This window comes from Streptomyces graminofaciens, assembly GCF_030294945.1.
Lineage (GTDB): Bacteria > Actinomycetota > Actinomycetes > Streptomycetales > Streptomycetaceae > Streptomyces > Streptomyces graminofaciens.
In genome coordinates this window covers 10,530,248-10,550,152 of the sequence record NZ_AP018448.1, presented here as the reverse complement: position 1 = coordinate 10,550,152, position 19,905 = coordinate 10,530,248, and the positions used below count along the sequence as shown (strand labels likewise).

Genomic DNA, 19,905 nt, shown 5'->3' with positions numbered 1-19,905 from the left:
CCCGGGCACGGCGCGGGTCGTGACGTGTCGTCATTCGTGGGCGACGACGGCGACGGGCGCGGCGGCGTGGTGCAGTACGGCGTGGGTGACGGGGCCGATGTGGGTGCCGAGCCGGGAACGGCGGACCCGGCGGCCGACGACGACCAGGGAGGCCTCGTGGGAGGCGTCCACGAGGTGGTCGGCGGCCTTGCCTGGCCGGGAGTCCTGGACGATCTCGACGGACGGCGACCGCTGTCTCCAGGGGCGCAGCGCGTGGGTCAGCGCGGCGCCGTCCTGGTGGGCGACTTCGGTGGCGAGGTCGGGGTCGTCCGGAAGGTCGTACGCGAAGTAGGGCGGCGGGGCCCAGTCGTGCACGACCCGCAGGGATGTCGCGCGCAGGGCGGCGGCCTCGAAGGCGAACCCGATCAGTGTGTCGTCGGGGTGCTCGATGTCGAGGCCGAGGACGACGGGTCGGAACGCGCTCGCGCCGGGCGAGGTCCCGGACGGGTCGGCCACATGCTCCTCGGCGGTCCGTTCCCCGGCCCGTACGAGGACGACGGGCCGCTCGGCGTGTGCGACGACGGCCTGGCCGACGGAACCGACGAGGAAACCGGCGATCCCGCTCAGGCCGCGTGAGCCCAGGGCCAGCAGTTCGGCGTCCCGGGCCAGCTTCGCGAGTTCCTCGCTCGCCCGGCCCGTCAGCTGCTGCATGGTCACGTCGAGGCCCGGGTGGCGCAGCCGAATGCCGTCGGCCGCCTCCCGCAGCGTCTTCCCGGGGGCCGTCCCGCCGGGTTCCGGCCCGTCCGGCGGGGTCTCGGTGGCCGGCGTCGGGGCCCCTCCCATGGGCTCGGGGACCGGTTCCCAGACGTTGACCAGACGCAGGGGCAGTCGGCGCAGCCGCGCCTCCCGGGCGGCCCACTCGGCGGCGGCCAGGCTCTCGCGCGACGCGTCGACGCCCACGGTGACGGTGCGGGGCATGGGGCGCACCTCCTGAGGTCGGGGTACGGTCACGCCCTCACGGGTCACCCGGATCGGCGCGGCCACGCATGGGCGGGCATGGTGAGGAGGGTCGGCGGCGCCGACCAGCTTGTCGGCGGGCAGCGCGTCGGGCCTCCCACCGGAGGGTGGCCCAGTCGGTGCCGAGGCCCGTGCGGCGCGGGTCGGCGGCGCGGCAGCGGATGGCGGGCGGCGGGCGGCGGGCCGGTACGGGGTCCCCACCAGCGGTGCGGGGTCTCCACCAGCAGTGCGGGGTCTCCACCAGCAGTGCGGGGCCGGAACCGGCTCTCCCGGCTCCGATCGGCGGTCACACCGGCAGCAGCCTGGTCACCAGCTCGCCGAGGCGCCGGGCGTTGCGGCAGGCGTGCATGTCGACGACCTCGGCATAGACCTGGGCCGCGGAGTCGCCCGTGCCCCATTGGGCGGGCGCCTCGGGGTTGAGCCAGTGGACGCGGCGGGCGCGGGCCGCGATGCGCCGCAGGGCAGGCACGTTGGGGTCGAAGCCGTTGGTGCGGGCGTCCCCGAGGACGATGACGGAGGTACGGGGGCCCACCGCGTCGAGGTGGCGCTCGGCGAACTCGCCCAGCGCGGTGCCGTAGTCGCTGCTGCCGTGCCAGCCGCTGAGCCTGGCCTCCTCGGCGATCCGGCGCCCGAGTCCGGCGGGGTCGGCCTCGCCGGTGGTGACGAGGTGGGTGACCTCGTCCACGCGGTTGACGAAGGCGTAGACCCGCACCTTGCTGAACTGGTCGCGCAGCGCCTGCACCAGCAGCATCGTGAAGTTCGCGAACCCGGCGACCGACCCGGACACGTCGCACAGCAGCACGAGCTCCGGCCGGGCCGGGCGGTGACGCCGATAGGCGGGGCGCAGCGGCACGCCTCCGGTGGACAGCGAGCGCCGCAGGGTGCGCCGGATGTCGATCTGCCCGCGCGCGGCCTTGCGGCGCCGGGTGCCCAGGCGGGTGGCGAGCTTGCGGGCCAACGGCTGGACGGTACGGCGTAGTTCGACGAGCTGCTCACGGTTCGCGACGAGGAAGTCGACCTGGTCGGCGCTCGGGGCGACACCTCTCCGGGCGATGAAGTCCGCGCCACGGCGCTCGGCGACGCGCCGCCGGGCCTCCGTACGCACCCTGTCGCGGAAGTCCTCGATACGGCGCCGGATCTCATCGGCGTCGAGACGGTCGGTGAAGCCTCCGGAGCCCGAGTCCGAGCCCGAGCCGAAGCCGGAGCCGTACGACGGCCCCGAGCGGAACACCGAGGCCGAGCCGGGCCCCATACCCGCCCCCGCCCCAGCCCCCGCCCCCTGACCTGCGCCGAAAGCACCCCCGGCCCGCTGCTCGGCCAGGATCCGGGCCAGCAGGGTCTGGGGGCGGAGCCGGTCCAGGGTCTGGTGGGCGGACCAGCCGTCCGAGCCGGGCGAGCCGTAGCCGCCCAGCAGGTCCACGGCCTCGCCGGCGAGCCGGGTGAGGGCGGCCAGGTCGTTGGCGGCCAGCGCCTCGGCGAGACGGTCGCGCAGCTCGTCCCGGTCGCGGGCCCGGCCGGCGCGCGTGCCCGCCAACTCGCCCACGCCGAGCGGGAAGTACAGCTCGAAGGTCGCGTCGAACACCGCGCGCTGGCCGTCGGCACGCAGCAGCGCCGCGGCCAGACCCTCACGGATCCGCTCGCGGTCGGTGAGGCCGAGTACTTCCAGGACGGCCGCCGCGTCCACGGTCTCGCCGGGGCCGATCCGGATCCCGTGACCGCGCAGCGCCCGTACGAGCCCGGTGAGCCGCTCGGCCAACGGCGAACCCGACGCGGTGCTCGCGCCCGCGCCCGCACCGGTGTCCGCACCCCCGCTCATACCAGCGTCAGCTTCTGCGCGGCCTTCGCTATGTCGTCCTGGTGCTTGAGGACGACGCCCAGGCTGTCGCGGACGACGGTCTCGTCCAGCGTGTCGGCACCGAGGGCCAGCAGGGTGCGGGCCCAGTCGATGGTCTCGGCCACCGAGGGCGCCTTGCGCAGCTCCATCGCACGCAGCGCGCCGACCACGCGGACCAGGGAGTCGGCGAGCACGGTGTCCAGACCGGGCACCTTCAGCCGGACGATCCGCTGCTCCAACTCGGCGTCGGGGAAGTCGAGATGGAGGAAGAGGCAGCGGCGGCGCAGGGCCTCGGACAGCTCCCGGGTGGCGTTGGAGGTGAGGAGGGTGAAGGGGCGCTGCGTGGCGGTGATCGTGCCGAGTTCGGGAACCGTGACCTGGAAGTCGCTCAGTACCTCCAGAAGGAGCCCCTCGACCTCGACGTCCGCCTTGTCGGTCTCGTCGATGAGGAGCACGGTCGGTTCGTCGCCCCGGATCGCGGTGAGCAGCGGCCGGGTGAGCAGGAACTCCTCGCCGAAGATGTCATTGCGCGTCTCGTCCCAGGCCTCGTCCCGGCCGGCGGTGATGCGCAGCAACTGCTTGGCGTGGTTCCACTCGTAGAGGGCGCGGGACTCGTCGATGCCCTCGTAGCACTGGAGTCTGACGAGGCGTGCGGCGCCGACCCGGGCGACGGCCTTGGCCAGCTCGGTCTTGCCGACGCCCGCCGGGCCCTCCACCAGCAGGGGCTTGCCGAGCCGGTCGGCGAGGAAGACGGTGGTGGCCACGGCCGTCGACGCCAGGTAGCCCACCTCGGCGAGCCGCGCCGAGACGTCGTCCACTGAGGCGAAGAAACCGCTTCGGGCGCCTCCCGCCCGACCGCCGTCCGGCCGGTCACTGCCCTGCCCACGTTTGTCGGCCATGCGATCGCCTCTCGCCCGGTACGGTGAATTTCACCCAAGTTACCAAGCGGTCGCTTTCCCTGCCTCTCCCTTTGGCGCGCGCTTCCTCACACGCCCCCCTCTCCCGTCGGCGCGAGCCGCGCCACGAGCTCGCACCAACCCGCCTCCAGCCGCTCGACCGGCATACCGCGCCGGGTCCGCAGATGATGCACGAGGTTGGTGTCGAGGTAGCCCAGGAGGGTCTGGGCCACGAGCTCGATGTCACCGGGGGCCTTCGCTCGACGCAGGAGCATGCAGACATGACTCAGGCGCAGCAGAGTCGCCCCGGAAGTGAGGCGGCGATCGGTGTCGGCGTGCGCGGCCAGGTAGAGGTCGCCGTTGGCCATCTCGTGGCGGATGACGGCCGGCCCGAAGGCACGCAGCCGCTCCACCGCGGACACGTCCGGGCCTAGCGGGGGCGGCCCCGACAGGAACGCGGCCTGGAGCTGCTGCTCGCGGTGGTCGAGCAGCGCCATCAGCAGGCCGGTGCGGTCGCCGAAGCGCCGGAACACCGTACCCTTGCCGACGCCCGCGGCCGCCGCGACCTCCTCCATCGTGACGTTCGCCGCCCCGCGCTCGTCGGCCAGGCGGGCGGTGACCTCCAGCAGACGTATGCGGTTGCGGGCCGCGTCCGCGCGCAGCCTGGGCTGCTCCACGGCCACGGTCAGCGCGATGTCGGTCGGCCCGACCAGGGGATCGCGAGGCGGCTCATTCATGAAAAGAGCGTAACGCCACGGAGAGGCAAGTGGACCACGGTCCGGATAAGTGCTACAAATTTCAACGGACCTCGGTCCGCTTAGCTACTTGCTCGACCAGCCGCTACGGCTGCCGTCTTTTGGCTACTCGCTTCCGCTCGTACATTCGCTAGGAGTCAGCTCATGTCCGTACGCATCCTCGCGCTCGTCGGCAGCCTTCGCGCCGGTTCGCACAACCGTCAGCTCGCCGAGGCGGCCGTGAAGCACGCCCCCGAGGGCGTCGAGATCGAGCTGTACGAGGGCCTCGCCGATGTCCCGTTCTACAACGAGGACCTCGACAACGAGGCCGCCCTGCCGGCCACCGCCGCGCGCCTGCGTGAGGCCGCCGGTCAGGCCGACGGCTTCCTGCTCTTCTCCCCCGAGTACAACGGCACCATCCCGGCCGTCCTGAAGAACGCCATCGACTGGCTGTCCCGCCCGTACGGCGCCGGCTCCTTCACCGGCAAGCCGACCGCCGTGGTCGGCACCGCGTTCGGCCAGTTCGGCGGTGTGTGGGCGCAGGACGAGACCCGCAAGGCCGTCGGCATCGCCGGTGGCACGGTCCTGGAGGACGCCAAGCTCTCCATCCCGGGCTCCGTCGTCCGCTTCGCCGAGACCCACCCGGCCGACGACGCCGAGGTCGTCACCGGTCTGACCCAGGTCCTCGAGCAGCTGACCGCCCAGGCGGGCACCGCGGCCGCGTAAGGCGCGCATCGACGCCGCCGGGCCTCGGGTGATTCCACTCACCCCGGGGCCCGGCGGTTCTTTCTGTCCACTCAGCCGTCCCGGCGGCCCTTTCGCGTGCTCAGTCGTGCGGCGGCCGGTCCGTGAGCCGGTGGTCCGCCAGGCTCAGCGCCTCGTCGACGACCCGGCGCAGATGGCCGTCACCCAGGGAGTAGATCACCCGGCGCCCGTCCTTGCGCGTGTTCACCAGTCCCGCGAGCCGCAGCCGAGCGAGGTGCTGGCTGACCGCGGGACGCGCCGCGCCGCACACCTCCGTGAGCGTGGTGACATCCGCGTCCCCGCCGGCCAGCGCGTGCAGCAGGACCAGCCGGGTGCGGTCGCCGAGCACCGCCAGCAGCTCGGCGGCGAGCTCGAACTGCTCCTCGTCAGGGGTGCGCGGATGGGGGTCGACCTCGGTTCGCGCCTGCGCATCATGCGCAGGTGATAGGTGCATGCGTGCGCTCATACGCACATAATGGCGTCGTGGACTCCCGTACGTCCACTCCCGCGCACCGGAAGGGGACCGCCGTGAGCGACCGGCACCACGGGCACGAGCACGCACACTCCGACGGCCACGGCCACGACCACGGCCACCACCCCGAGCACCACCACGGCGGTGGCCATGGCCACGGTCACCCGCACGGCCACGACCACCCTCGTCCCCGCACTCTCCTCGCCCGTCTCCGCCACCTCCTCACCCCGCACTCCCATGAGACCGCCGACAAGCTGGACTCCGCTCTGGAGTCCTCGGCGCGCGGTTTGCGGGCGCTGTGGGTCTCTCTGGCCGTGCTCGGGGTGACGGCCGTGGCGCAGGCGATGGTCGTCGTGCTCTCGGGGTCGGTCGCCCTGCTCGGCGACACCGTCCACAACGCGGCCGACGCGCTCACGGCCGTACCGCTGGGCATCGCCTTCGTACTGGGGCGCCGGGCGGCGACGCGCACCTTCACCTACGGCTACGGGCGGGCGGAGGATCTGGCCGGGATCGCGATCGTGCTGACCATCGCCGCGTCGGCGGCCTTCGCGGGCTGGACGGCGGTCGACCGGCTGATCGACCCCCGCCCCATGGACCACGTCCCCGTCGTCGCCGTAGCCGCCGTCGTCGGTTTCGTCGGCAACGAGTGGGTCGCCCGCTACCGCATCCGCGTGGGCCGCGCGATCGGCTCCGCCGCGCTGGTGGCGGACGGGCTCCACGCGCGTACGGACGGGTACACCTCACTCGCCGTGCTGGTGAGCGCGGGTGGCGCGGCCCTCGGCTGGCAGCTCGCCGACCCGCTGGTCGGGCTTGCGATCACGGCGGCCATCGCGCTGGTGCTGCGCGACGCCGCGCGCGAGGTGTTCCGGCGGGTGATGGACGCGGTGGACCCGGCGCTCGTGGACGGGGCGGAGCGGGCGTTGCGCGAGGTGCCGGGCGTACGGGACGTGGGCGAGCTGCGGCTGCGCTGGATCGGGCACCGGCTGCGGGCCGAGGTGGCGGTGGTCGTCGACGGCGAGGCGAGCGTGCGCGAGGCCCACGCCGTCGCCGTCGCCGCCGAACACGCCCTGCTGCACGCCGTCCCGAGGCTCACCGCGGCCCTGGTCCACGCGGACCCGGCCCCGCTCCCCGGCGAGAGCGACCCGCATCTGGCCCTCGCCCATCACACGGCGGTCTGAGTGGTCGCCCGGTTCGGTAACCGCTCAAAGCGGTTACCGAACCGGGCGACCGGCGGCGTCTGAGGCCACCCCGAGCCCTTCAAGGACCACGGCCCCCGGCAGCTCCGCGAACGCCTTGCCGGGCACCAGAAGCTTGCCGCGCCGACGGCCACTGCCGACCAGGACGTACGGCAGGTCGACGACGGCGGAGTCCACCAGCACCGGCCACCGCCCCGGCAGCCCGATCGGGGTGATGCCGCCGTACTCCATACCGGTCTCCCCGGTGGCGACGTCCATCGGGGCGAACGAGGCCTTGCGGGCGCCGAGTTGACGGCGGACCGCGCCGTTCACGTCGACCCGGGTCGTGGACAGCACGACACACGCGGCCAGGGTCGTCTCGCCGCCGCGCTTGCCCGCGACGACCACGCAGTTCGCGGACCGATCGAGCAACTCCTGCCCGTAATGCTGCACGAAGACGGCAGTGTCGGCCCACTCCGGGTCCGTGTCGACATACACGATCCGGTCGGCCGGGACGCTGCCGCTCCAGTTCCGTACGGCGGCGGCGACCGGGGCGGTGAGGTCGCCCAGGCTGTCGGGGGCGGGGGCGGCATGGTCGAAGTGTCCGATGGGTGCGCGCATGGCGGCACGCTAACAGGGCCCCGAACAGGCCCGCGCCGACGTCCGGTTCACGCGCGGGCGGCCCGGTTCACTGCACGGCCGGAACCGAGACGGCCATCACCATCTCCACCGGTACGTCGCCGTCATTGCCGTAGACATGCGGGGTGTTGGCCTCGAAGGTGACGCTCGAACCCGCCGGGACGCGGTGTTCCACGCCGTCGACGGTGAGCGTCAGCTCGCCCGCCGTGACGTGCACGATCTCGACCGTGCCGGCCGGGTGCGGGTCTGCGGGGCTGTTGTCGCCCGGCATGAGCCGCCAGTCCCACATCTCCAGCGGACCGGGGGCCTCGGCACCCGCGAGCAGCCGGTTGTAGCTGCCGGCGGCCGTGTGCCACAGCCGTACCGCCTGCTCGGCGGAGACGATGCGGACCTTCGGGCCCTGCTCGTAGTCGAGCAGGGTGGTGATGCTGATGCCGAGCGCGTCACCGATCTTGACGACCGTGCCGAGACTGGGGTTGGTGCGGGCCTGCTCGATCTGGATGAGCATGCCGCGACTGACTCCGGCGCGGGCCGCGAGCGCGTCCAGGGTGAAGCCGCGCTCGGTGCGCCAACGCTTGACGTTACGCGCCAGGGACTGGGTCAGCAGGTCGAGGTCCGACACATTCCGTCCAATATTCTGAATGACATAGTGCAATGCAATGAACTACGGTGTGGTGCACCCTTCGTTCACCGAACTGTACTGCGAGGCCCCGCGATGACCGCACTGTTCGCCCTGGCCACCAGCCTGCTGTGGGGCCTGGCCGACTTCGGCGGCGGGCTGCTGACGCGGCGGACGCCCGCGCTCACGGTGGTGGCCGTCTCGCAGTCCGTCGCGGCCGTCGTCCTCGGCGCGATCGTCGTCGCGACCGGCGGCTGGAACGAGGCAGGGCCGCAGCTGTGGTTCGCCGTGGCCGCCGGCCTGGTCGGCCCGGTCGCGATGCTCGCCTTCTACAAGGCCCTCGCCCTGGGCCCGATGGGCGTCGTCTCACCGCTCGGCTCACTCGGAGTGGCGGTCCCCGTCGGGGTGGGGCTGATGCTCGGCGAGCGTCCCGGACTGCTGCAGCTCGTCGGTGTCCTGGTGGCCGTCGTCGGCGTCGTACTGGCCGGCGGCCCGCAGTTCGGGGGCGCACCGGTGCAGCGCCAGGCGGTGCTGCTCACGCTGCTCGCCGCATTCGGCTTCGGTGCGGTGATGGCGCTGATCGCGGAGGCATCGACCACGCTGACCGGCCTGTTCCTCGCCCTGTTCGTACAGCGCGTGACGAACGTCGTCGCAGGCGGCACCGCCCTGTACGTGTCCGTGCGGCGCGGCGCCCCGGCGCTCCCGGCGGACGGCTTCCCGTACCGCTCCCTCCCCGCCTTCGCCTTCGTCGGCCTCGCGGACGTGGCGGCCAACGGCACCTACTCGCTGGCCGCCCAGCACGGCCCGGTCACCGTAGCCGCCGTCCTCGCCTCGCTCTACCCGGTGATCACGGCACTCGCCGCGCGCGGCATGCTCGGCGAACGCCTCCGCACGGTCCAGGCGGCGGGAGCAGGCCTGGCCCTGGCGGGAACCCTGCTGCTGGCAACGGGCTGAGGGGACGATTTCGGTCCCGGCACCCAAGGCCGCGCCCCAAGGGGGCGCGGGGAACTGCGCTAGCAAACCACGACGAACCCGCAGCCGCCGACGCATCACATCCACCCGAGCTCTCAGGCGGACTCCCCCGACGACTCCGCATCCCACTCGGCCAACGCCAGCAACTGCTCCGGCGTCACCCCGGAGGGAATCGGCACCGGCGCAGGTGTCCGGATCGGCGGCTGCCACCCCTCGACCGGATCCCACTGCCGCACGACCCGCGCGGGTGCCCCGGCCACCACGGAGTGGTCGGGCACAGCCCCCCGTACGACCGCTCCGGCCGCCACCACCACGTTCCGCCCGACCCGCGCCCCCGGCAGGATCACCGCACCCGTGCCGATCCAGCAGCCGGGTCCGATCGACACCGGCTCCATCCGCGGCCACTGCTTGCCGATGGGCTCGTGGGGGTCGTCGTACGAGTGGTTGGTGGACGTCACATACACATACGGCCCGAAGTAGCAGTCGCTGCCGATGGTGACCGTCGTGTCGGCGATGACATGGCTGCCGCGACCGAGGACGACACCGTCGCCTATCCGCAGGATCGGCTCGGGGCCGAGGTCGAGGTCGGGCATCAGCCCGGCGGTGAGAGTGACCTGTTCGCCGATGATGCAGTGGGAGCCCAGATGGATCCAGGGCTCCCCGAAGACCGTGCCGAGAGGAAAGGCAAGTCTGGTACCTGTTCCCATCGCGCCGAAGCGGAAGCGTCCGGGGCTCTCGGCGGTCACCGATCCCGTGCGCTGCACCCAGGCCCAGCTCGTATGAACGGCCCGCTGCACTAGGCGACGCCGCCAGGACGAGAACGTGTTCTTGCTCTTGGGCACCCGCTCACCGTACTCACCGGGCGGCACCCGCACCCCGTCGTACGACTGTGATCTTCACCCCACGCAAGGTCGTGCCCATGGCTTACGGTGCGGGTGAGAACTGATCCGGCACGGTCACCACCAGGAGGCGGCAATGAGGCGGCGGCAGACGGGGCGGCAGGCCCTGATCACGGCGTTCGGCGACAAGGAGCCGGACGTGGAGGAGGCGGCCTTCGTCTCCCCCACATCCACGGTGATCGGCGACGTGACGCTGCACGCCGGGGCGAGCGTCTGGTACGGGGCGGTACTGCGGGCCGAGTTCGAGCCGATCGTCGTGGGGGCCGGGAGCAATGTGCAGGACAACTGCACGCTCCACGTCGACCCCGGCTTCCCGATCTCCATCGGAGAGCGGGTCTCGATCGGCCACAACGCGGTCGTGCACGGGGCGACCGTCGAGGACGACTGTCTGATCGGGATGGGGGCGACGGTGCTGAACGGGGCGGTGATCGGAGCGGGTTCTCTTGTGGCGGCGCAGGCCTTGGTGCCGCAGGGGATGCGCGTGCCGCCCGGTTCGCTTGTCGCCGGGGTGCCGGCGAAGGTGAAGAGGCCCTTGACCGACGAGGAGCGCGCGGGGGTCACCTTGAACGGGACGCACTACACCGAGTTGGCCAAGGCTCATCAGGAGGAGCACGGCTTCTAGGACGACTACGGACCGGAGGCGGCCGGTCGCGCCCACGCCGCGGAGCCGCACATCGACACAGCCCCGCGCCCCTTCAGGGGGCGCGCTCCTACTCGGCCGCCGTGACCAGTTCCCCCTCGGCTTCCTCCGCCTTCTCCGCCGCCTTCTTCGCCTTGCGCTTGATCACCAGCATCGACGTGAGGCCGATGAGCACCGCGAGCACCAGGCCCAGCCACGAGAACCGCTTCAGCCAGGCCTCGGCGACCACTCCGACGTAGTAGATGACGGCGGTGGTGCCGCCCGCCCAGAGGATGCCGCCGAGGACGTTGGCGACGAGGAAGCGCCAGTACGGCATCTGCAGGACGCCTGCGAGGGGGCCCGCGAAGATGCGCAGCAGGGCGATGAAGCGGCCGAAGAACACGGCCCACATGCCCCAGCGGTCGAAGGAGCGCTCGGCGACCGCGATATTGCTCTCACCGAAGTGCTTGGGGAATCTGCGGCCGAGTTTGGCCAGCAGCGGGCGTCCGCCCTTGCGGCCGATGGCGTAGCCGATCGAGTCGCCGATGATCGCGCCGGCGGTGGCGCAGGCGCCGAGGATGAACGGGTTGATCTCACCGTGCTGGGAGGCGAGCAGAGCTGAGGAGACCAGAATGATCTCGCCCGGCAGCGGGATGCCCAGGCTCTCCAGGCCGATGACCAAGCCCACCAGCAGATAGACGCTGAGCGGGGGCACTGTTTCGAGCCACTCCTGGACGTGCAACGCCGATTCCTCCCTTGTCGCCGAACCGTGAGCCCCCGGCGTGCGCTCGCGCGGCGCATGTGCGGCGCCCGCCGGGGAAGCCTACCCGTTCAGTTCGACGGCGGCGGAGTCCCAGAGGTTGCATCGGTGCTCATCGCGAACGGTCGTGCTCAGGCTGTTGCCGCCCTCCGAGATCGTCCGCAGAGAGAGCACTTTCGCCGCCCCGGCCGGGATCGCGGGCTGTCCCGCGGCCCGCGGTACGCCGTCGCGGACGAAGGAGCCCCAGTAGTCGATCATCTGCCGGGACAGCGCCCGCTGCTCGGCGTCGAGCGGGGCCTCCAGCCCGAAGTGCTTGAAGAGGTACTGCACCTCGTTGACGTGGGTCGCGCCGAAGTCGAAGTCGGTGTTCAGGTTCCGGAGGGAGGCGAAGGGCGGCGCGGTGCGGTCGGCGAACTCGTACGCGTAGACCTGACCGCGCCGCGCGAGGACCTGGTCCAGGCGCAGCGCGGGGCACGCGAAGAGCTGGTCGCCCTGGGCGGTGCCGTACGCGATGGTCGGGGACGAGTGGGTCGACAGGGGGTACTGCGCCAGCGCGCGCTCGCCGAAGTCCGTCCGTACGACCTCCGGGTACTGCTCGGCGGTGAGCGGGGTCCCGCTCGCGTCGAAGCGGGCGAACGCGAAGAGCCGTCCCTCGTCCTGGTTGGCGCCGTTGAGGACGGGGACGCGGGCCGCAGCGCCCTTCGCGAACGCCTCGAAGGGCTGTACGGGCAGGTAGGCGCCGCCGGTCACGGGTCCCCAGCTCAGGCCGGCCTGGGCGGCGAGGATCTCGGCGGCGGGCTTGGCGCGCAGGCACGCCGTGTCCGCGCAGCCGAGCTTCTCCATGAAGGCCCTGCCCTGCGCCACGGCCGTCCCGTGGGTACGGGCCGCGCAGTCGCCGTACGCCCCGCTCTGCACGATCCCGGCGCGGAACAGGCCCTTCGACGTCGGTGAGGCCAGCTGTGTACAGACCGAGCGGCCGCCCGCGGACTCGCCGGCGATGGTGACCCGGGCCGGGTCGCCGCCGAAGCGGCCGATGTTGGCCCGTACCCAGCGCAGCGCGGCCTGCTGGTCGAGCATCCCGAAGTTACCGGAGACGCCGTCGCGGAGCTCGTCGTCGAGTCCGGCCGTGGCGAGGAAGCCCATGGCGCCCAAGCGGTAGTTGACGGTCACGACGACCGCCCCGATGCGGCGGGCGAAGGTGTCCGGCACCACGTCCTCGCCGGCGCCCGCGGTGAGCCCGCCGCCGTGCAGCCAGACCATGACCGGGCGGCGGCCCGCCCCGTCGGGAACGTACACATTGAGGTCGAGGCAGTCCTCGGTGAGGCTCGGCTGCTCGTATCCGGGGTCCCAACTCGCCGTCTGCACACAGCGGTTGCCGAAGTCGCCTGCCTCACGGACGCCCTGCCAGGGGCGGACGGGCCGGGGCTCGGTCCAGCGGAGGTCTCCGACGGGCGGCTGGGCATAGGGGACGCCGAGGAACTGGCGTCCCTCGGTGGTGGTTTGGCCGCGGATCCAGCCCGCGTCCGTGCGGACGAGGGCCGCGTCCCGGGTCGCCGCAAGGGCCGGCAGGGGCGCGGCCAGAACGGCCGCGAGGGCGGTGAGTGTGGTGAGTGTGGTGAGTCCGGTGATGAGCCGATTGGCGGAACGCCGTAACACGGTTTCTGACATGAGCCGTCACTCCTTCGTGCGGGCACGTCGCAACACGGGTACGGCGCGAAACTATGAGCAGTGTTGACTCGTGTCAATGAAGTGAACAGGACAGGTCGGCGTTGCCGGCGGAAACCGAAGGGGCGGGGGTGGCGCACGGCACGGTCGCCGCGGAGGCCCGGCGTCACTCCGCCCGACCGCTCACTCGCCCTGGTCGACCGGCCTGAGGGTCCAGCGGATCGTCATCTCGCCCGTCACCGCACCGTCGGCCCGCCGGATGGCGACGGAGACGGGGAACTCGGGGCGTCGGCCGGCGTCGAGTTCGGCGACGACCTCGGCTGCGGGGCGGCCGAGGGTGGCGGTGGCCGTGACGGCGCCCATCGCGAGCTTCTTGTACGCGATCTCGGCGCCGACCGCGAGCGGCACGGCACGGGAGAACTGGTCGCCGAAGGCGGCCAGCACGATGGCCCCGCTCGCCGACTCGCCCAGCGTGAACATCGCTCCGGCGTGCGGCCCGCCCACGTGGTTGTGGTACTGGGCCTGGTCCGGCAGCGACACCACGGCACGCTCGGCCGAGGTCTCCAGGAACTCCAGCTTCAGGGTCCTGGCCATCGGCACCGTGGCGGCGAGCATCTCGCCGATCGACATCCGGTCTGCGCTCATGACCGGGATGTTACCCGCGAGTAGACATCCCTGACCAGGGGCGCACGTGTGATCGTCGCATTGCTGCGGCCCATGCGGTCCGCCAGCAGCCGGCGCAGCCGTGGAACGCGCCGACCGTCACCACGGGCGACCCGACGCCGGAGCCGGGACCGAGTCCGGTTCGCCGCAGACGAAAGGTGGCCGGGAACCCCCTACATCGGCGTCGCGTTCGACACACCGGTCAACTCGGGTCAATGGTCGCCACCTTGGGGCCATTTGGTGATGTTCGTCCCGAGTGCCACAAACCTTCACGGACTCCCGTGGCACCCGGGCCCCCGGCGCATCTATGGTTACGAGCCATGTGGCCAGGACAGCAGCAGCCGCCCGGGGGCGAGCACAATCCGCAGCAGAACGCGCAGCAGAACCCGTACCAGCAACCGGGGTACGACACGTCGGGGTACCAGCAGGCAGGGCAACAGCAGGCCGGGCAGCAGCCCGGTCACCAGCAGCCGAACCCCTATCAGCAGCCGGGGTACCAGTCGACGGGCTTCCCGGCCCCGTACGCGCAGCAGCAGCCACAGTGGGGCGCGCCCGCTCCCGTAGGTACGCCGGAGCCGCCGGTCAAGGGTGGCGGCAACCGGACGAAGGTGGTCGCGATCGTGGCGGCCCTGGCCGTCGTCGTGACCGCCGGTGTGACCGGTTTCCTGGTGCTCGGCGGGGGTGACGACGAGAAGAAGAACGTGAGCAACAAGCCCGCGCCTTCGGTGTCCGAGTCGCCGTCCGAGTCCGCGACCGAGGAGAGCCGCAGCGACGAGGACGAGGGCGCGAAGCCGACCGTCGAGGGCTGGAAGGTCGTCATCAACCCCAAGTGGGGCACCGCGTTCGACGTCCCGGCCGACTGGGAGGTCCTGTCCGCCGACACCTTCGTCGGTTTCGAGGACGCCTCGAAGGACGACGCCTCGGCCATCATCGGCATGTCGGCGCCCGCCATCCTCAAGGAGAAGTGGTGCTCCGTCGACAGCGACAAGGACGGTCGCGACGAGACGAAGGCCCTCGCGCGGGTCGGCACCAAGGGTCAGCAGGGCGCCAAGGACACCGATCTCATCGCCCGTAACGACTCGGCGTGGTGGGTCTTCGGCGGCTACACCGACCAGAAGGAAGCCTCGAAGAAGCTGATGACCGTCGGCAAGCCCAAGCCGTACACGACCGCGTCGGGCATCGAGGGCAGCGTCGCGACCAGCTACACGAGCGGGGTCAAGAAGAAGGACAAGTGCGACTCCGACGGCAAGGCCACCACGTTCGCCTTCAAGAACTCCAAGGACGACTACGTCTCGTGGACCCTCCACAGCGCCAAGGGCGTCGAGGAGGAGGTCCCGGACGAGACGGTGGACAAGATCCTCAGCACGGTACGGCTCTACGGCACCCCGACGGGCGGCTGAGCGACGCCCGTCGCGGCCGGGGGGCGACGGCGCCCTGACCGTGCCGCAGCGGGCGTCCTGATCTGGCCGTATATCGAAGAGGTAAGCGAACAAACGATTTGGCAGGAGGTCACGGGGCGGCGATAGTCGGCCCGTGACCTCACCCGCCGCCTCCCGACGCCGCCCTGCCTGGGCGGGCCGCAACTACACCCTGCTGACGGCGGCCGCGGTCGTCACCGGCATGGGCAGCCACGGCGCCCTGATCGCCTCGGCGTTCGCGGTCCTGGAGGCGGGCGGCGACGGCGGTGACGTCGGTCTGGTGGCGGCGGCCCGGACGCTGCCGCTGGTGCTGTTCCTGCTGATCGGCGGCGCCCTCGCGGACCGGCTCCCCCGGCACCGTGTGATGGTCGCGGCGAACACGCTGAACCGCGCGTCCCAGGCGGTCTTCGCGGTACTCGTCCTCGCCGGTGAGGCGCAGCTGTGGCAGATGATGCTGTTGTCCGCGCTCGGCGGCACCGGACAGGCGTTCTTCAACCCGGCGGCCGAGGGCATGCTGTTGTCCTCGGTCACCGCCGAACAGGCGGGCCGCGCCTTCGCCCTGTTCCGCTTCGCCTCGCAGGGCGCGACCCTGAGCGGCGCGGCCCTCGGCGGTGTGCTGGTCGCGGCGGTCGGTCCCGGCTGGGTGCTGGCGGTGGACGCGGCGGCCTTCGCGGTCGCGGGCTCGCTGCGCGCCTTCCTCGACGTCAGCCATGTCCCCGAGCGCGAGCCGGGCGGCGGGATACTCGCCGATCTCCGCGACGGCTGGCGGGAGTTCACCGGCCGTACCTGGCTGTGGGCGATCGTCGTCCAGTTCTCCCTGGTCAACGGCGTCATCGTCGCAGCCGACGCGGTCTACGGCCCCCAGGTCGCCCGGGACAGCCTCGGCGGGGCGGGCCCATGGGGCCTGGCGCTGGGCCTCTACGGGGCCGGCAACGCCGTGGGCGCGCTGCTGATGACCCGTTGGAAGCCGCGCCGCCTGCTGCTCGCGGGCAGCTTGTGCATCTTCCCGCTGGCCCTGCCGTCCGCGGCGCTGGCGGTACCGGTGCCGGTCGCCGTGCTGTGTGCGGCGATGTTCGTGTGCGGGGTGTCGGTCGAGGTGTTCGGCGTCTCCTGGATGACCGCGCTGCACCAGGAGATCCCGGAGGAGAAACTGTCCCGGGTCTCGGCGTACGACTGGTTCGGCTCGGTGTCGCTGGTGCCGCTGTGCACCGCGCTGGCGGGCCCGGCGGAGAGCGCGTTCGGGCGCACGGAGGCCCTGTGGGGCTGTGCGGCGCTGGTCGCGCTGGCCACGGCGGCGGTGCTGTGCGTACGTGACGTACGCACCCTGAGGCGGCGGACCGCGCCGGTGGCCAAAGGCACCCCGGACACCTCGGCCGGCCGCGACTCAGCCGATACCGAAGGCCCCGTCGGGCGGCTCGGGTGAGGGCACCGCGTCCGCCTCGCGCACGGGGGCCGCGCCCGCGATGAAGTCCCGCAGCGCCGGGCCGTGCTCGACCCGTGCCGGGAAGGCGTCGGCGGCGGTGCGCCGGGCGAGGGTCGCGATGTCGAACGGTTGGTGCGCTGCGACGAGCACGGCGTTGCCGAAACGGCGGCCGCGCACGACCCCCGGTTCGGCGATCAGCAGCAGCTCCTCGAACACCGTGGCGAAGGTGGCGAGTTGGGAGCGCAGGAACGCGAAGGGCGCGGCGTCGGCGAGGTTCGCGAGATAGACCCCGTCCGCGCGCAGCACCCGCCGGGCGGCGCGGGCGTAGGCCACGGTCGTCAGATGCGCCGGGACGCGCGAGCCGCCGAAGACGTCCGCGACGAGTACGTCGGCCGAGTCGGCGGGGGCGGCTTCGAGCCATTCCCGGGCGTCGGCGCCGTGCAGCGCGACCCCGGCGTCGGCGGGCAGCGGCAACTGCTCGACGACCAGTTCCAGCAGCCCCCGGTCGAACTCGACGACGTCCTGCCGTGACCCGGGTCGGGTGGCGGCCACATACCGGGGCAGGGTGAGCGCGCCCCCGCCCAGATGCAGCACGTCCAGGGCCCGTCCCGGCTCCGCGACGGTGTCCAGCACATGTCCGAGCCGTCGCGCGTACTCGAACTCCAGGTGCGTCGGCTCGTCGAGGTCCACATACGACTGCGGCGCCCCGTCGACGGTCAGCAGCCAGGCCCGCTCCCGGTCGACGTCGGGCATGAGCTTGGCGGTTCCGTGGTCGGTGGTACGCAGGACGGGTATGGGCTCGTCGTTCACAGACTCATTCTCCCGTGCCACGAAGGGGCGCGGGGAACCGCGCGACCGGCCGCACCGGCCCCGCAGTCCCCCACACACCTCGGCCCACCTACTGAACGGCCGTCACGGTGCCGGCACCGACAGTCCGACCACCCTCACGGATGGCGAAGCCGAGCCCTGGCTCCAGCGGAACCTCACGCCCCAGCTCGACGTTCATCGTGACCCGGTCCCCCGGCCGAGCGACGGCGATCTCGCCGAGGTCGACATCCCCGACGACATCCGCCGTACGGATGTAGAACTGCGGCCGGTACCCGGTGGACACCGGAGTCGTACGCCCGCCCTCGCGCGCCGACAGCACGTACACCTGCGCGGTGAAGTGCCGCCTGGGCACGACGCTGCCGGGCGCCGTCACGACGTGGCCGCGCCGGACGGAGTCCCTGGGCACCCCGCGCAGCAGCAGGGCCACGTTGTCCCCCGCCTGCGCCTCCGACATGGGCTTGCCGAAGGTCTCCAGGCCGGTGACCACGGTCTCGACCTCCGCGCCGAGCACGTCGACACGGTCGCCCACGTGGATCGTGCCGCGCTCCACGGCGCCCGTGACGACGGTCCCCCGCCCGGTGATCGTGAGCACGTTCTCGACGGACAACAGGAACGGCGCGTCGATATACCGCTCGGGCATCGGGACGTACGTGTCCACCGCGTCCAGCAGCGCGTCGATCGCCGCCGTCCAGCGCGGGTCCCCTTCGAGGGCCTTCAGCCCGGAGACCCGTACGACGGGTACGGAGTCGCCCCCGTAGCCGTGCGCGGTGAGCAGTTCGCGGACCTCCAGCTCGACGAGGTCCGTCAACTCCTCGTCGCCCGCGTCGGCCTTGTTGAGGGCGACGACGATGTGGTCGACGCCCACCTGCCGGGCGAGCAGCACGTGCTCGGCGGTCTGCGGCATGATCCCGTCCAGCGCGGAGACGACGAGGATCGCCCCGTCGAGCTGCGCGGCGCCGGTGACCATGTTCTTGACGTAGTCGGCGTGGCCGGGCATGTCGACGTGCGCGTAGTGCCGGGTGTCGGTCTCGTACTCGACGTGCGCGATGTTGATGGTGATGCCGCGCGCGGCCTCCTCCGGGGCGCGGTCGATGCGGTCGAACGGGACGAACGTGCCGGTCCCGCGCTCGGCGAGGACCTTGGTGATGGCGGCGGTCAGGGTGGTCTTGCCGTGGTCGACATGGCCCATCGTGCCGATGTTGAGATGCGGTTTCGTGCGGATGTAAGCCGTCTTGGACATGGCGATACCTCGAAGCCTCTTCGTTGGTTGGCGGGGACCCCAAGGACTCGCCGACCCTCCCCCTGCGGGGTCCGCCGGACAATCCGGAGAGGGTCAGCTTCGGGCGCCGTCGACAGCGGCCAGGAAGATCTCAACGGCAGCCTTCGGGGCATCCGCGGTCAGCGCGGATGCTGCGAGAGGGAAGGCGTGCCGGAACATGAGGTCGATCATCGTCGACGGATTCGTCCGCGTCGAATAGTTTTCGGTACGGGCGAGTGCCGCGGTGGAGCCGAAGAGAGATGGTTCACAAGAGGGCGCGAGGGATGAACGCCGACGTGTCGGCGCCCGTGCTTCGGAAGGCGCAGGCGGCACCGGGTGGGGTTTGCGGCCGGGCCCGGTGGCGTCGAGATCCACGACCCGCAGTTCCGCATGCTGTGACGCCGGTGAGACGTTCCCGTAGGGCGTACACACACATCGGTCGGTTACTGTCGCCGAATGCTCGATGCCACCACCCGCTCTGGAGGCACCGCCACGGTCCTTCCCCGGGTCACCGCCACGGAGCTCGCCGTCGCCACACCCGTCGTCGTCCCAGCTGTCCCGCTGGGGCGTACCGCCCGCCTGGGCAGAGCGCTGCTCTCCCCGTGGGCCCGGTTCTCGATGCTCGTGGCGGTGCTCACGGGCGCCGTGACGACCGTTCTGCTGTTCGAGCCGCAGCGGCTGCTGGCCGACGGCTGGCCGCCCCAGCTGAACGGCGCGACCGCGGCCGTGGTGTTCGCGGTGGCGTACGGACTGTGCACGGTCGCGTTCGTCCCTCGGCCGCTCCTCAACCTCGCCGCGGGCGCGCTCTTCGGCTCGGAGCTGGGTCTGACCTCGGCTCTCGCGGGCACGGTCCTCGGGGCCGGGGTCGCGTTCGGGCTCGGCCGGATCCTAGGCCAGGACGCGCTGCGGCCGCTGCTGCGCCACCGCTGGCTGAAGGCGGCGGACGGACAGCTCAGCAGCCACGGCTTCCGCTCGATGCTTGCGGCCCGGCTCTTCCCCGGGGTGCCGTTCTGGGCCGCGAACTACTGCGCGTCCGTCTCCCGAATGGGCTGGCTGCCGTTCCTCCTCGCGACCGCGCTCGGCTCCATCCCGAACACGGCCGCGTACGCCGTCGCCGGCGCCCGCGCCTCGACACCCACCTCGCCCGCGTTCCTGATCGCCATGGCGTGCATCGCGCTCCCGGCGCTGATCGGCGCGGTGCTGGCCTGGCGGAAGCGGCATCAGCTGCGCGGGCGCTGACCCGCTCCAGGGCCCTTCCTGATGGATCTCCGTCGCGCTGCCGGGCCCTACG

Annotated in this window: 21 protein-coding genes; 7 read left to right on the top strand and 14 right to left on the bottom strand. The window is 72.1% G+C overall.

All coding sequences use genetic code 11. The features are described 5' to 3' along the window. Positions 1-30: 30 nt before the first annotated feature. The 4 genes from SGFS_RS46505 to SGFS_RS46490 all read right to left on the bottom strand — a co-directional run bounded on the left by SGFS_RS46505 (position 31) and on the right by SGFS_RS46490 (position 4,463). Entirely contained in the window at positions 31-957 is a 927-nt protein-coding gene (locus tag SGFS_RS46505; protein ID WP_286258660.1) for a universal stress protein, read from the bottom strand. Positions 958-1,282: 325 nt separating this feature from the next. Beyond that, positions 1,283-2,812, bottom strand: coding sequence for a VWA domain-containing protein (locus SGFS_RS46500; protein WP_286258659.1), 1,530 nt, complete (start codon positions 2,810-2,812; stop codon positions 1,283-1,285). Further along, a complete protein-coding gene (locus tag SGFS_RS46495) occupies positions 2,809-3,729 on the bottom strand; it encodes an AAA family ATPase (RefSeq protein ID WP_286258657.1) in 921 nt (306 codons plus the stop codon). Before SGFS_RS46495 ends, SGFS_RS46500 begins: the two co-directional genes overlap by 4 nt. An 86-nt stretch (positions 3,730-3,815) precedes the next feature. Next, entirely contained in the window at positions 3,816-4,463 is a 648-nt protein-coding gene (locus SGFS_RS46490) for a TetR/AcrR family transcriptional regulator (protein ID WP_286258655.1), read from the bottom strand. Positions 4,464-4,625: 162 nt separating this feature from the next. Between SGFS_RS46490 and SGFS_RS46485 the strand changes: the two genes are divergently transcribed. After that, positions 4,626-5,186: an NAD(P)H-dependent oxidoreductase gene (locus SGFS_RS46485; protein WP_286258654.1), complete on the top strand. Its 561-nt coding sequence runs from the start codon at positions 4,626-4,628 to the stop codon at positions 5,184-5,186. A 100-nt stretch (positions 5,187-5,286) separates the two neighbouring features. Here SGFS_RS46485 and SGFS_RS46480 read toward each other — a convergent pair whose 3' ends face one another. Further along, on the bottom strand, positions 5,287-5,670 hold the full coding sequence (locus SGFS_RS46480) for an ArsR/SmtB family transcription factor (RefSeq protein ID WP_286258653.1): 384 nt from the start codon (positions 5,668-5,670) through the stop codon (positions 5,287-5,289). Positions 5,671-5,732: 62 nt separating this feature from the next. On the opposite strand from SGFS_RS46480, the gene SGFS_RS46475 reads away from it, so the two are divergent. Beyond that, entirely contained in the window at positions 5,733-6,854 is a 1,122-nt protein-coding gene (locus tag SGFS_RS46475; RefSeq protein ID WP_286260391.1) for a cation diffusion facilitator family transporter, read from the top strand. Between the two features lie 33 nt (positions 6,855-6,887). Here the strand turns inward: SGFS_RS46475 and SGFS_RS46470 are convergent, their stop codons facing one another. Together SGFS_RS46470 and SGFS_RS46465 are read right to left on the bottom strand one after the other, a co-directional pair. After that, a complete protein-coding gene (locus SGFS_RS46470; RefSeq protein WP_286258652.1) occupies positions 6,888-7,472 on the bottom strand; it encodes a YbaK/EbsC family protein in 585 nt (194 codons plus the stop codon). Positions 7,473-7,539: 67 nt separating this feature from the next. Then, the gene (locus SGFS_RS46465) at positions 7,540-8,112 is read right to left on the bottom strand and encodes a helix-turn-helix domain-containing protein (protein WP_286258651.1); all 573 of its coding nucleotides are present in this window, start codon (positions 8,110-8,112) and stop codon (positions 7,540-7,542) included. Positions 8,113-8,205: 93 nt separating this feature from the next. On the opposite strand from SGFS_RS46465, the gene SGFS_RS46460 reads away from it, so the two are divergent. Next, entirely contained in the window at positions 8,206-9,063 is an 858-nt protein-coding gene (locus SGFS_RS46460; protein WP_286258649.1) for an EamA family transporter, read from the top strand. A 113-nt stretch (positions 9,064-9,176) separates the two neighbouring features. Here SGFS_RS46460 and SGFS_RS46455 read toward each other — a convergent pair whose 3' ends face one another. Further along, positions 9,177-9,923, bottom strand: a complete 747-nt coding sequence (locus tag SGFS_RS46455; RefSeq protein WP_286258648.1) for an acyltransferase — start codon at positions 9,921-9,923, stop codon at positions 9,177-9,179. A 133-nt stretch (positions 9,924-10,056) separates the two neighbouring features. On the opposite strand from SGFS_RS46455, the gene SGFS_RS46450 reads away from it, so the two are divergent. Further along, positions 10,057-10,602 carry a gamma carbonic anhydrase family protein gene (locus tag SGFS_RS46450; protein WP_286258647.1) on the top strand — a complete coding sequence of 182 codons (546 nt, stop codon included), beginning with the start codon at positions 10,057-10,059 and terminating at the stop codon, positions 10,600-10,602. An 88-nt stretch (positions 10,603-10,690) separates the two neighbouring features. On the opposite strand, the gene SGFS_RS46445 is transcribed toward SGFS_RS46450, so the two are convergent. From SGFS_RS46445 to SGFS_RS46435, 3 genes are all read right to left on the bottom strand, one after another. Beyond that, entirely contained in the window at positions 10,691-11,341 is a 651-nt protein-coding gene (locus SGFS_RS46445; protein ID WP_286258646.1) for a DedA family protein, read from the bottom strand. 81 nt (positions 11,342-11,422) lie between these two features. Beyond that, on the bottom strand, positions 11,423-13,027 hold the full coding sequence (locus SGFS_RS46440; RefSeq protein ID WP_286258645.1) for a carboxylesterase/lipase family protein: 1,605 nt from the start codon (positions 13,025-13,027) through the stop codon (positions 11,423-11,425). 180 nt (positions 13,028-13,207) lie between these two features. Further along, positions 13,208-13,654 carry a DUF4442 domain-containing protein gene (locus SGFS_RS46435; RefSeq protein WP_286260389.1) on the bottom strand — a complete coding sequence of 149 codons (447 nt, stop codon included), beginning with the start codon at positions 13,652-13,654 and terminating at the stop codon, positions 13,208-13,210. A gap of 353 nt (positions 13,655-14,007) precedes the next feature. Here SGFS_RS46435 and SGFS_RS46430 point away from each other — a divergent pair, with 353 nt between their 5' ends. Both SGFS_RS46430 and SGFS_RS46425 read left to right on the top strand, forming a co-directional pair. After that, positions 14,008-15,087: a hypothetical protein gene (locus SGFS_RS46430; RefSeq protein WP_286258643.1), complete on the top strand. Its 1,080-nt coding sequence runs from the start codon at positions 14,008-14,010 to the stop codon at positions 15,085-15,087. A 133-nt stretch (positions 15,088-15,220) separates the two neighbouring features. Next, complete coding sequence (locus tag SGFS_RS46425) at positions 15,221-16,528, top strand: MFS transporter (protein ID WP_286258640.1); 1,308 nt, start codon at positions 15,221-15,223, stop codon at positions 16,526-16,528. Here SGFS_RS46425 and SGFS_RS46420 read toward each other — a convergent pair. The 3 genes from SGFS_RS46420 to SGFS_RS46410 form a co-directional block, all read right to left on the bottom strand. After that, on the bottom strand, positions 16,490-17,281 hold the full coding sequence (locus tag SGFS_RS46420) for a spermidine synthase (RefSeq protein ID WP_286260388.1): 792 nt from the start codon (positions 17,279-17,281) through the stop codon (positions 16,490-16,492). The two genes, SGFS_RS46425 and SGFS_RS46420, sit on opposite strands and share 39 nt — an antisense overlap. Positions 17,282-17,426: 145 nt before the next feature. Next, positions 17,427-18,596, bottom strand: coding sequence for an elongation factor Tu (gene tuf, locus SGFS_RS46415; protein WP_286258639.1), 1,170 nt, complete (start codon positions 18,594-18,596; stop codon positions 17,427-17,429). Between the two features lie 93 nt (positions 18,597-18,689). Beyond that, the gene (locus tag SGFS_RS46410) at positions 18,690-18,989 is read right to left on the bottom strand and encodes a hypothetical protein (RefSeq protein WP_286260479.1); all 300 of its coding nucleotides are present in this window, start codon (positions 18,987-18,989) and stop codon (positions 18,690-18,692) included. An 81-nt stretch (positions 18,990-19,070) separates the two neighbouring features. Between SGFS_RS46410 and SGFS_RS46405 the strand changes: the two genes are divergently transcribed. Further along, entirely contained in the window at positions 19,071-19,853 is a 783-nt protein-coding gene (locus SGFS_RS46405; protein ID WP_286258638.1) for a TVP38/TMEM64 family protein, read from the top strand. Positions 19,854-19,905 lie beyond the last annotated feature (52 nt).